The sequence below is a fragment of the Vibrio sp. 03-59-1 genome, from assembly GCF_013114135.1.
GTDB classification, from domain to species: Bacteria; Pseudomonadota; Gammaproteobacteria; order Enterobacterales; family Vibrionaceae; genus Vibrio; species Vibrio cortegadensis.
On sequence record NZ_VTYA01000018.1, the window covers coordinates 18,581 to 30,808 of the forward strand.

A 12,228-nucleotide genomic window follows, 5' to 3' on the forward strand; every position below is an offset into this window, starting at 1 on the left:
GTTTAGGTAGTGAAGAGATAACATCGGGAAAGAGTGTCATTGGTGGCCTTGTGGTGAGGCCACCTTTTTTGTGTCTGAATTAAGGAATTTTCTTTTCAGCTTTATCCAGCATTGCCTGCATCTTATCTTGCGCACGGCGGCTAACGCGTTTCTTCGCAGCTTCACGAGCTTGAACAATATTACCGCTAGGATCACCGACAACAATCAGAGCAACCATGCCGTATCGGTGGTGAACCTTACATTTAATACCATAAACGCCGGGCTTATCGAACGTCACTTCAGATACATCGGAGTAGGCGATAGTGATGGGTTTTACCCCTTCAGGGATCATGCCTTTTATGCTGTGCGCCGTATGAGAACCAACCGAACCTTCAAAGCGAACTTTTTCACCCACTTCAATTTCGACATAGTCAGGGATGAATTGATACATGGCATCAAAGTCAGTAGTTTCGATATCAAAAACTTGTTTGATTACTTGAGTTTCAGCATGAGCAGATTGGGCAATAAATAGTGAAAGAGCCAGTAAAAATAGTGGTTTCATAAAAGAGCTTATAAGTGATTGATAATAAGAATTATACGTATTTATCGTATTTGCACCACTACTTAGGCTCAATGCAGAGAGAGAATGAGCCTAAATGACCCATTCATCACATAAATAATTACTTAGTCAATTAACTCACAAAAAGCCAGATCCCGACACCCATCATTAAGCTACCTGAAATTCGGTTCATCACTCGTACATTTTCTGAATGACCAAGCACACGCTTTAACCCTTTTCCACCAGTGGCGTAGAGTGTCATGCACACAAATTCAGAAACTAAGATAATAGAGACAAGAATCGACAGTTGCGGTACTAGTGGCGCTTCATTGTTGATAAATGGCGGAAGCAGCGAGATCATAAATGCCCAGCCTTTTGGATTGGCGATAGCGGTGACAAACCCTTGAACCACCAGATCCCAATCTTTACCCACTTTAACATTTTGGGTATCAGCACTGATCGCGAGTTTCCCCTTAGAGCGCCACATTTGAATGCCCAAATAGAATAGGTAACTAGCCCCTAGGATCTTAAATCCAGTAAACAGCCAAGGGTAATTGAGCATCACCGCAGCAATACCGAGCACCGCAGCAATGGAGACTACGGCGACGCCTGCTAATTCGCCAATCATCATCCATAAGGTTCGCTTATAACCAACACTCATGCCCAAGCTAAGCGCAAGGGTCATACACATTCCCGGAGTAATGGAGACAAAGAAGAAGGTCGGGATGAATGCCAAAAGTAAGCTAGAACTCATTGAATTTCCTTAGCATGGGTCAGATGAAATAAAAGGCAATTTTCGTAACATTTTGCAACATACGGCATTTTTGGTTTAAAAACCATGTTTAGTCATTGATCTTATAAAATTGAAAAGAGTTCATGCTCGTAAAATGACTTATATCTGCAAATATGGCTGCCTGAAAAACACTCAAATAGAAGCCGCGTTGCATGATAAAAACGCAATCAAGGCTTATGCGTAAAGGCTTTATGTGATTAAAGACTCAATAAGAGCCGAAGATATGGGCTAGCATTTTATTAATTATTACATAGCCTTATATTTTCTCTATACTTAAATTACGCATGAAACTTTTCGTTCTCATAAAAGACAAACAATAAAAGTGCGCAATGGATATCGTTAAGAGAGTAGGGAGAAATACATGGTAAAGTGGAATCGTTTTATTGTCGGCGCTGCTATCAGCATTCTGAGTTCAACCGTTTTTGCCGCAAACATTATCGAAACCACGCAACTTGTTGGTTTTGGCGTGGCAAAATATCCAGCGGAATTTAGCCATTTCGAATACGTTAATCCCAACGCCCCTAAATATGGCAATGTCACTTATGGTCAAGTTGGTACTTATGACAACTTCAACCGTTTTGCCTCGCGTGGTGTTGCGGCGGCAAAGAGTGGTGAACTGTACGATACCTTGATGTTTTCTCCTGCCGATGAAATCGACGCCTACTATCCACTGATCACCTCTAAAGTTCGCTACTCCGACGATTATACTTGGATGGAAATTGAGATTAATCCCAAAGCGAAATTCCATGATGGACAGCCGATCACTGCTCACGATGTGGCGTTCACCTTCGATAAATTCATGAGTGAAGGTGTTCCGCAATATCGCTCTTACTATAAGCAGATAAAGTCAGTGGTGGCTAAATCGGATCTGGTGGTTCGCATTGAAATGGAAGAACCGAATCGAGAAAAGTTGTTCAGCTTTGCTCAAGGCACCCGTGTACTGCCTAAACACTTTTGGCAAGATAAAAAATTCAATGAACCGCTCATGGAACCTCCTGTAGGTAGTTCAGCGTATAACATTACAGGCTACAAACTGGGCCAAAGCGTGACTTACTCTTTGGTAGATGACTATTGGGCGGCGGATCTTCCCGTCAATATTGGGCGTAATAACTTCAAACAAATACAGTATGACTATTATCGTGATGACACGGTTATGTTAGAAGCGTTTAAAGCGGGGGAGTTCGATTTTCGCCAAGAGAATTCAGCCAAGTTTTGGGCGAACTCATATACAGGTGTGAATTTCGACAAAGGCTTCATAAAAAAAGAAGAGATCCAGCACCAGAAGCCGGAAAGTACTCAGGCATTTGTATTCAACACGCAACGAGAAATGTTTAAAGATCCGAAGGTGAGAGAAGCGTTAACTTACGCTATGGATTTTGAGTGGATGAATAAAAACATGTTCTACGGGCAGTATTCTCGCACTCGGAGCTTTTTCCAAAATACAGATTACGAAGCGAAAGGCTTACCGTCAGACGCTGAATTAAAGATCTTAAATCCATTAAAAGATTCGATTCCAGCGCAAGTGTTTACTCAAGAATACCAACCGCCAGTGACGAATGGTTCCGGTCGTATCCGTCCACAATTGCGTACTGCGTTTAAGTTACTTAAAGCGGCAGGGTGGGAGCTGAAAAACAAAGTGATGACCAATAAGAAAACTGGAGAGCCACTGTCTTTCGAGTTTTTGATTTATAGCCCGACCACAGAACGTATCGCGACACCTGTTCAGAAAAATATGAAGCTGATGGGCATTGATATGCGAATCCGAACGGTGGATACCACTCAGTACATAAAACGTTTACGCGATCGTGATTTTGACATGGTGTCATCAACGTACTCAGCGAACCCATACCCAAGTTCAAACTTAATGATTATCTGGAATTCTCATTTTATTGATTCAACCTACAACACCGCTGGTGTGATGGATCCTGCTGTCGACGCCTTAACAGAACAAATTTCAAACAGTCAGGAAGATCCTGAAAAACTGCTATTGTTAGGCCGCGCGCTGGATAGAGTTTTGCAGTGGAATCACTACATTATCCCTCAATGGTTTGTTGGCGAGTACCGTGTGGCCAGTTGGGACAAGTTTGAACGCCCAGAAATACTGCCTGAATATGATTTAGGGATTGATACATGGTGGGTTTCCAAACAGAAAGCCGCGAAACTTCCTGAAAAACGTCAATAGAAAGAGAGTTTCATGGCAGCGTATATATTTCGAAGGCTACTGCTGGTAGTTCCTACATTGTGGGCCATTATCACCATCAACTTCTTCATCATTCAGATTGCGCCGGGTGGGCCTGTTGAGCAGGCTATCGCGCAGATGGAAGGGCATAACTCCGGAATCATGGAGCGTTTTAGCGGTGGCGGTAAAGAGGTGGATTTAGGCGCAGGAGATGAGGTGTCATCTTCTGGATATAAAGGTTCTCGCGGTTTAGACCCTGAAGTGGTTGAAGAGATAAAAAAACAGTTTGGTTTCGATAAACCGATTCATGTTCGCTACTTCGACATGCTGAAAAATTACGCTACCTTTAACTTTGGGCAAAGTTTGTTCAAAGGAGGAAACGTCATTGATTTGATTAAAGATCGGCTTCCAGTCTCTATCTCATTAGGGCTATGGAGCACTTTAATTATCTATTTAATCTCGATTCCATTAGGGATCATGAAAGCCATTCATCACGGATCTCGTTTTGATATCTGGTCCAGTGCCATGGTGATCATCGGCTATGCAATTCCCGGTTTCTTATTCGCCATTATTTTGATCATCTTGTTTGCCAGCGGTAACTATTTTAGTTGGTTCCCGCTGCGTGGCTTAGTGTCGAGCAATTTTGAACAACTCACTTGGTATCAACAAATCATCGATTACTTTTGGCACTTAGCCTTGCCTATCTTTGCCATGGTAATTGGTGGTTTTGCCACATTGAGTATGCTCACTAAAAACTCATTTCTTGATGAGATCAACAAGCAATATGTAGTGACCGCCCGGGCAAAAGGTTTGGATGAGAGCAGTATTCTATATAAGCACGTTTTCCGTAATGCGATGCTGATTATTATTGCCGGATTCCCAAGTGCATTCATCAGTATTTTCTTTACTGGTTCAATGCTTATTGAAGTGATGTTTTCACTTGAAGGTATTGGCTTGCTTGGCTTTGAATCGACCATACAGCGTGACTACCCAGTAGTTTTTAGCTCTTTGTACATAATGACTCTGCTTGGACTCCTATTGAGTATTATTTCTGATTTGACTTATACGTGGGTCGATCCGCGTATCGATTTCGAGGCACGTTAGCATGAGTTTTCTAGCCGGAAAATACGGTCTATTACAACCTAAAAACCCTCTAACACAGGCAAGAATTGCTCGATTTAAAGCCAACCGTCGCGGCTATTGGTCACTCTGGATTTTCTCTGCACTCTTCATTTTTAGCTTGTTTGCTGAATTGGTCGCAAATGATAAACCTCTGCTGGTGGAATATAACAGTGGTTGGTATTTACCGATTGTTAATCAGTATGCCGAAACTGAATTTGGTGGCGAGTTTGAAACAGAAGCCGACTATACCGATCCTTATGTGATTGAGTTGATAGAAGAAAATGGCACGATCATTTGGCCACTGATTCGATTTAGTTACGATACGATCAATTATGATATTGGCAGCGCGGTGCCTTCTGCGCCTGATGGGACAAACTGGCTGGGAACCGATGATAAAGGACGAGATGTTCTCGCGCGGATCATCTATGGTTTTCGTATATCAGTGCTGTTTGGATTTGTACTAACGATTGTTTCAAGTGTCATTGGCGTGGTGGTAGGGGCGACACAAGGCTATTACGGCGGATGGATTGACTTGATGGGGCAACGTTTCATTGAAGTATGGTCTGGCATGCCAACCCTGTTTTTGTTGATTATCTTATCAAGCTTTGTTGAGCCTAACTTTTGGTGGTTGCTCGGGATCATGGTTTTATTTAGTTGGATGAGCTTAGTGGGCATTGTTCGAGCGGAATTCTTGCGCTGTCGTAACTTCGATTACGTTCGCGCGGCATTGGCGATGGGAGTCGATGATAAGCGGATTATGTTACGCCATATGCTTCCTAACGCGATGGTGGCCTCTCTCACTATGATGCCATTCATATTATCTGGCTCTGTAACGACGTTAACCTCTTTAGACTTCTTAGGTTTTGGTCTGCCTGCGGGCTCTCCATCGCTTGGCGAGTTATTAGCGCAAGGTAAATCGAATCTACAAGCACCATGGCTCGGGCTCTCTGCCTTTGCCATCTTATCTTTAATGCTCACGTTGCTGGTTTTCGTTGGCGAAGCCGTTCGCGATGCTTTTGATCCGCATCAGCAAGGATGATCAAAATGATGAATGACAGTTCTAAAAAAACGGTGTTAACGATTAATAAGCTATCGGTTGGGTTTGGTAGAGACAACCGTATTGATCAAGTGACACACGACGTTTCGTTGAGCATAAAGCGAGGGGAGACGCTCGCGCTCGTAGGTGAGAGTGGTTCGGGCAAGTCGGTCACTGCAAACTCAGTATTAAAATTGCTTCCTAAAGGTTCGTCTCACTACTTATCGGGCAGTATTACTTTTGATGGTACCGATATTCTGAGTTGCTCAGAGCGACAGTTGCGAGGAATTCGTGGCGGGCGCATCGGGATGATTTTCCAAGAGCCGATGGTGTCACTGAACCCACTACATAAGATTGGGAAGCAGTTAGTTGAAACATTAGCCATTCACCGTGGTATGCGCACAAAGAAAGCAGAAGAGTTGGCGATTTCTTGGTTAGATAAAGTGGGGATTCGTCACTCAGCGCAAAAAATAAATGCGTACCCGCATGAGTTATCGGGCGGAGAGCGTCAGCGCGTAATGATTGCGATGGCACTGATCAATGAACCTGAGCTATTAATTGCCGATGAACCGACCACCGCATTAGATGTATCGGTACAGGCTCAGATCTTAGATTTACTTAAAAACTTGCAACAAGAGTTGGGTATGGCAATGCTGTTTATCACCCACGATTTGAGTATTGTGCGCCGAATCGCTGACAGAGTTGCGGTAATGAAAGAGGGCGAAGTGGTTGAAATTGGAGAGTGCAAAACCGTTTTTACGGCCCCTTCTCACCCGTACACGCAGAAGCTGATTAATTCTGATCCACGAGGCTTACCGGTTGATGTTGAAGTTGATGCACCATCTTTGCTTGATGTAAGCCAGCTACGAGTATGGTTCCCCATTACCGGAGGAATATTCAAACGAGTGGTTTCTCATATCAAAGCCGTGACGGATATGCACTTCGATTTGCGTAAAGGTCACTCTATCGGCTTGGTTGGAGAGAGTGGTTCAGGTAAATCAACAACAGGTATGGCTATCCTCAAGTTATTGAAAAGCGAAGGTTCAATATCGTATCAAGGCAGTGAGCTGCAAGGGTTAGACAGAAAAGGGATGTTGCCATTTCGAAGTCGAATGCAGGTTGTTTTTCAAGACCCATTTTCGGCGCTGAACCCGAGAATGTCAGTGGCTCAAGTCATCGGAGAAGGGTTACGAGTTCACCAAGAACATGATGAGAAGACGCTGGATGCCATGATTTGCGAAGTGATGAAAGAGGTTGATTTAGATCCGAATACGCGACATCGCTATCCCAATGAATTTTCTGGAGGACAACGCCAGCGAATTGCCATTGCACGCGCTCTGATTTTGAAGCCGGAGTTTATTTTGCTTGATGAGCCAACCTCATCACTGGATCGAACGGTGCAAGCGCAAGTACTGGATCTTCTGAAAAGTTTACAGCAGAAATATGGTTTGACCTATCTGTTTATTAGCCATGATCTCAATGTCGTTAAATCGTTGTGCCACTACACGATAGTGATGCGTAATGGGGAGATAATTGAGCAGGGTGACACGCAGTCTCTGTTTGCTTCGCCACAACACAGTTACACTCAAGAGTTGGTTAATCTGTCGAGTTTTTAAGCTTGATACTAAGAATGAAAACGGCCATGAATCGGTGATTGCTGGCAGTTTCAATATTTTTCATTAGGTTTTAAGCGACGCTTTAAGTTTGTTTGGCTTTACTGGAGCAAACCAGAGTGGATAAGTGGTCATTTCTTGCGTTTAGCATTACACTGCCTGCAAAGTTTTATGACAGAGGTCACCATGGACCAAGAACAGTACGAAGAAGAGTTTCACCAAGAAGGTGAAGAGATAGAAATTGAAGCGATTGGCATCGATGTTTCAAGCCAACCTATTGAATTATATAAAGTGTTTAAAATTGCCAATTTAGTTGGTGGCGGCGGCGAAGCGAAACATATTATTTCTGAAGGTTATGTTGCGGTTAATGGTGAACTTGAAACGCGCAAACGTCGTAAAATGTACGATGGTGACTTCTTTGAATTCAACCAAGAATATTATGTTGTGGTTTGTGATGCGCCAGTAATGGAAGAAGCGGACGAAAAAGCAGCAAAATTAGCGAAGAAGCAACAAGCTGAAAAAGAAGAAGTAGCGAAAAAAGCAGAGCGCGCCGCAAGAAAAGAGAAGAAGAAAGCGGAAAAAGCGGCTCAGCCGAAAGGAAAGAAAGCGAAGCAGAGCAAATCCGTGAAACAAGATAAATCGAACGTTGATCGTGATGTGAACAGCGGTCGTCACTCCATAGATTTCTTCTAAGATACTCAAGTAAAAATCTTAGGTCTAAAAGAAGGCTTTAACTTCTCGTCATAACGCAATGATGGAGAGTTAAAGCCTTTTGTTTTATTTCCTGCACAATTCGTTGATTTAAGCGGCTTTATTACTGTGATTTGTCAAGGTTACTGCTAGAGTAACGACTCTTGATTACCGTGAGGGAAGTACAGTGCAGAAGCAGTTCATCGATGGCCAAATCTTATATCGTCAGCATCATTTTGATTTACCCCTTAATTACACACAACCTCAAGGAGATCAGATTAAAGTCTTCGCAAGAGAGGTGGTGAAGTTAAGTCATGAGAATAACCATGAACTGCCGTGGCTAGTTTATTTCCAAGGTGGCCCCGGTTTTCCTTCACCGCGCCCTAACGGTGAATCAGGTTGGTTGAAACGCGCACTTCAAGATTATCGCGTACTGCTGTTGGATCAACGAGGAACGGGCAATAGTACGATTATCAGTCACCAAACTCTTGCGCACAAAACACCCGCTCAACAAGCTGAGTATTTAACTCACTTCCGTGCCGATAATATTGTGCGTGACGCTGAAGCGATTCGTGAACAGCTAGGTGTTAAACAATGGGCGACCCTTGGCCAAAGTTTTGGTGGGTTCTGTACGCTGACCTATTTATCTCTATTTCCACAAAGTCTGCTACGTTGTTACGTTACAGGTGGGATCCCATCAATTACTCGTCATGCTGATGACGTATATCGTGCAACTTATCAGCGGGTACTTGATAAAAACCAAGCTTTCTTTGCTCAGTTCCCTGAAGCTCAAACACTGTGTAAGCAAATCGCTAATTACCTGTTTGCGAACGATGTTAGGTTGCCAAATGGTCAGCCGTTTACTGTCGAACAGTTCCAGCTTATCGGAATTAATTTGGGGCGCAGTGGGGCGAACTTGCCTATGTATTACACGCTAGAGTCTGCGTTTGTTGAAGCCGATGGAAAACAAGAATTGAGCTATAGCTTTTTGAATCAAATGCAGCAAGAGCAAGGCTATTTAACCAACCCAATCTATGCGATTCTGCACGAATCCATCTATTGTCAGAGTTCTTCATCAAATTGGTCAGCACATCGTGTGCGTGATGAGTTCATAGAGTTCAGCTATTCAGAAGATAAACCTTTCTGCTTTACAGGAGAAATGGTTTACCCGTGGATGTTTGAACAGTTGTCTACCTTAAGTCACTTGCAGGCTGCGGCAGAGTTATTAGCGGTGAAGAAAGATTGGCCTCAACTTTATGATGCGGAAGTCTTGGCGAAAAATACAGTGCCAGTGGCTTGTGCCGTGTATGCCGATGACATGTATGTTGAGTTAGATTATAGCCGTGAAACTTTGGCGAAAATACCGAATGCGAAGGCTTGGATCACCAATGAATATGAGCATAACGGCATTGGTGTCGATGGTGAACGCATATTTGATCGCTTAGTGGGTATCGCTAATAGCATTGCCAATTTACCCAAGTAAAGCGCAATAGTGCGAAACACCAATGGTTAATTCAATTCCTTAGGGGTATTAGTTAGCCATTGGTGCTGATCATTGAATCGATCGTTACCGCTGTAAGTAGCGCTGACTCTTTTTCTCTATTCGGCTAAAAATAAGAGAAAGTGAGAAGCACAAAATAAAATACGCAAGCCCCACAATGAGCCAAATTTCAAAAATTAACCCCGATGAGTTGGCCATTTCAGTACCTACAAAGGTAAGCTCTTGAATCGAAATAAGTGCCACAATTGAACTGTCTTTGATCAGTGAAATAGTCTGCCCTGCAAGTGGAGGCGTGATGGTCGTAATCACTTGTGGTGCGATAACATCTTGGTACTTAGACCATCGTGATAACCCAAGTGTTTCTGCTGCTTCCCATTGCCCCTTCGGAACATTTTGTAAGCCCGCTCTTACTATCTCTCCAATGTAAGCGGATGAGAGCAAACCAACACAAAGCACGCCTGAGATAAGGTTCTCCCACAAATAACTGGGGCCAAATAGAGTGGCTTGTAACAGGTTAATGTTCCCATCATGCTCTCTTAATAAAGCTTCTAATCCTAATAACGGAATGAGTTGGTTTGAGATAAAGAAATAGAAAATAAAGACAAAAACCAAGGGTGGAATATTTCTCACCAATTGAATGAATGCTGTTGCTGGTGCATTAAATATGACAGATTTTGAGTGGCGAGCTAAACCTAAGAGCGTGCCGAATAGCAAGGCCAGCACCATCCCCCAAATGGTAAGGCGAAGTGTGGAGAGTAACCCTTGGAAGAAATAGGGAAGGCTTCCGTCGGCCCTTGAGGTAGTCAGTAGTTCAAAGGTTTCGGCCCAACGCCAATGGTAATTAACACCTGCAGATGAGCGGTAATATATCCATACGATAAATAAAGCTAAGATAGCCAGTAACATAGCGTCAAGTTTATTGATCTTCAAAAATGAAGTTCTATTGATATGACGTTGATGAGTTTTAGAAGAGCTCTGTAATTTTAGCTCATTCGAATTTGTCACTGGGCTACCTTATCTTTCATTGTCTTGGATAATTAAATAAGCGTAATTCGCTTGATGTTATCTTTTAGAGACGCAAAATATTTATTTTCGCGGTTACTGTTTTTGAGCAATCTGGTTTTGCCAATCCAGCGTTGAGAACCAATATTCGTAGCGCTCGCTTAACCATCCATCTTCTGTTCGTGCTTGAATCCATTGGTTAAAGAACGCTTTTTTATCGTCTTCTCCTAGGCGTACCGCAAAGGCTTCATTACCTTTTGATAAGCGTTCAGTAAATGGCAGGAACAAGGTGTTAGAATGTTTAATTGTCTCGTGCTCAGGTTTTGGACTAGAGGCAATCACCGCATGCGCATTACCATTCAGCACTTCTTGGAATGCTTGAGCATCGTCATCAAATTGAAGTATTTTTGCTTTAGGGAAAGTTTCTCGTGCTACTTGAACCGTAAAAGCACCGCGACGAGCTGCGATTTTTACGCGGCGAGAGTTGAAATCATCAAAGTGACTAAAACCATCTGCAAGTTCTTTGTTTGCCGTAAGTTGAACACCGGAGTGGGAATAGGGGGTAGAGAAGAGCACGCTTTTTTCACGCTCACTGGTGATCGACATACCACCAATGATCACATCAAACTTTTTAGCTAACAGTGCAGGTATGATCCCATCCCACGATGTCGGCACAAACTCTACTTTCCAGCCTGAATCTTTTGCAAGCCTTTTGGCTACGTCGATTTCAAACCCAATCAATTCACCTTGTTTATTACGCATTGCCCAAGGAACAAACGTCGACATACCGACGCGCAGCGTTCCTCGTTGATTGATTTTATCAAGGTTAGGTGTTGTATCGGGAGTCCCGCTGTTTTGGGCGAGTGTGGGTAGGCTAATGGCCAATCCTAAAAGCGTTGTAATAGCGGTTTTAAATAGCTTCATGCTGAGAGTTCCTTTTTCTTGTCAATTACGAGCTACGCCAGTTTGCCCCGAGTCGATGCTCGAACCACGCTGAAATGCCAGATAGTGATAAAGTCAGTAAAAGATAGATTGCAGCAACAGTAAACCAAATTTCAAAGGGGAGTGCTGTTTCAGATACGATATTTCTTGCCTCGGTGGTGAGATCGAAAATAGCCATGACGCTGACGATAGACGAATTCTTGACCAGAGAAACTACTTCATTCGTCAGTGGCGGAAGTGTTTTTTGCAACATTTGCGGTAAGATAATATCCCTGTAGGTTGATAATTTTGATAAGCCGAGAGAGTGTGCGGCTTCAAATTGACCTTGAGGGATACTGTTTAATCCGGCCCTGAATACCTCTGCGGTATAAGCGCCTTGAAACAGAGCTAGAGCGAGAATGGCGGTAGAGAATCGGTCGAGCCCGATGACTGGTCCAAAGACAAAGTACAGCAAGTAGATTTGCACAAGCAGAGGAGTATTACGTATTAATTCAATGTAACTTTTTGCTAAACAGCGGCCTACAATGGAATCAGATAAACGTAATAGGGCAGCAGTCATGCCTATAACCAGTGTTGCGATTAAGCTAAGCCCTGATATTTTTAGTGTAACTAGCAAACCTTCTATTAATTCTGCTGGCCACCATTCGCCATCTTCAAAATAGAAAAGGTAATCAGGTATTCGCTGCCATTGCCATTGGTATCCCATTGCTTGTGCGCCAGAATCAAGTAACCACATCATACCGATAATGAGCAAAGTGATTTGCAGTAAGGCCGAAAGTACGGGAGCTAAGATACGTTTAACCATCAGTTTT

Annotated in this window: 11 protein-coding genes; 6 read left to right on the plus strand and 5 right to left on the minus strand. The window is 43.2% G+C overall.

Going from position 1 to position 12,228, the window contains the following annotated elements:
• Positions 1 to 79 precede the first annotated feature (79 nt).
• Both F0249_RS16395 and F0249_RS16400 read right to left on the minus strand, forming a co-directional pair.
• A complete protein-coding gene (locus F0249_RS16395; RefSeq protein ID WP_113797837.1) occupies positions 80 to 541 on the minus strand; it encodes a plastocyanin/azurin family copper-binding protein in 462 nt (153 codons plus the stop codon).
• Between the two features lie 130 nt (positions 542 to 671).
• Entirely contained in the window at positions 672 to 1,292 is a 621-nt protein-coding gene (locus F0249_RS16400; RefSeq protein ID WP_017053149.1) for a LysE family translocator, read from the minus strand.
• 400 nt (positions 1,293 to 1,692) lie between these two features.
• Here F0249_RS16400 and F0249_RS16405 point away from each other — a divergent pair, with 400 nt between their 5' ends.
• The 6 genes from F0249_RS16405 to F0249_RS16430 all read left to right on the plus strand — a co-directional run bounded on the left by F0249_RS16405 (position 1,693) and on the right by F0249_RS16430 (position 9,454).
• A complete protein-coding gene (locus tag F0249_RS16405) occupies positions 1,693 to 3,513 on the plus strand; it encodes an extracellular solute-binding protein (RefSeq protein WP_171757198.1) in 1,821 nt (606 codons plus the stop codon).
• Positions 3,514 to 3,525: 12 nt separating this feature from the next.
• A complete protein-coding gene (locus F0249_RS16410; protein ID WP_171757199.1) occupies positions 3,526 to 4,614 on the plus strand; it encodes a microcin C ABC transporter permease YejB in 1,089 nt (362 codons plus the stop codon).
• A 1-nt stretch (position 4,615) separates the two neighbouring features.
• Complete coding sequence (locus tag F0249_RS16415) at positions 4,616 to 5,671, plus strand: ABC transporter permease (RefSeq protein WP_113797843.1); 1,056 nt, start codon at positions 4,616 to 4,618, stop codon at positions 5,669 to 5,671.
• 5 nt (positions 5,672 to 5,676) lie between these two features.
• Positions 5,677 to 7,284 carry an ABC transporter ATP-binding protein gene (locus F0249_RS16420; RefSeq protein ID WP_171757200.1) on the plus strand — a complete coding sequence of 536 codons (1,608 nt, stop codon included), beginning with the start codon at positions 5,677 to 5,679 and terminating at the stop codon, positions 7,282 to 7,284.
• Between the two features lie 183 nt (positions 7,285 to 7,467).
• Complete coding sequence (locus tag F0249_RS16425; protein ID WP_171757201.1) at positions 7,468 to 7,974, plus strand: RNA-binding S4 domain-containing protein; 507 nt, start codon at positions 7,468 to 7,470, stop codon at positions 7,972 to 7,974.
• A gap of 184 nt (positions 7,975 to 8,158) precedes the next feature.
• Positions 8,159 to 9,454 carry an alpha/beta fold hydrolase gene (locus F0249_RS16430; RefSeq protein WP_171757202.1) on the plus strand — a complete coding sequence of 432 codons (1,296 nt, stop codon included), beginning with the start codon at positions 8,159 to 8,161 and terminating at the stop codon, positions 9,452 to 9,454.
• An 84-nt stretch (positions 9,455 to 9,538) separates the two neighbouring features.
• Here F0249_RS16430 and F0249_RS16435 read toward each other — a convergent pair whose 3' ends face one another.
• The 3 genes from F0249_RS16435 to F0249_RS16445 form a co-directional block, all read right to left on the minus strand.
• Positions 9,539 to 10,378, minus strand: coding sequence for an amino acid ABC transporter permease (locus tag F0249_RS16435; RefSeq protein WP_253825334.1), 840 nt, complete (start codon positions 10,376 to 10,378; stop codon positions 9,539 to 9,541).
• 192 nt (positions 10,379 to 10,570) lie between these two features.
• A complete protein-coding gene (locus F0249_RS16440) occupies positions 10,571 to 11,398 on the minus strand; it encodes a transporter substrate-binding domain-containing protein (RefSeq protein WP_017053141.1) in 828 nt (275 codons plus the stop codon).
• Positions 11,399 to 11,423: 25 nt separating this feature from the next.
• A complete protein-coding gene (locus F0249_RS16445; RefSeq protein ID WP_017053140.1) occupies positions 11,424 to 12,221 on the minus strand; it encodes an amino acid ABC transporter permease in 798 nt (265 codons plus the stop codon).
• Between the last annotated feature and the right edge of the window lie 7 nt (positions 12,222 to 12,228).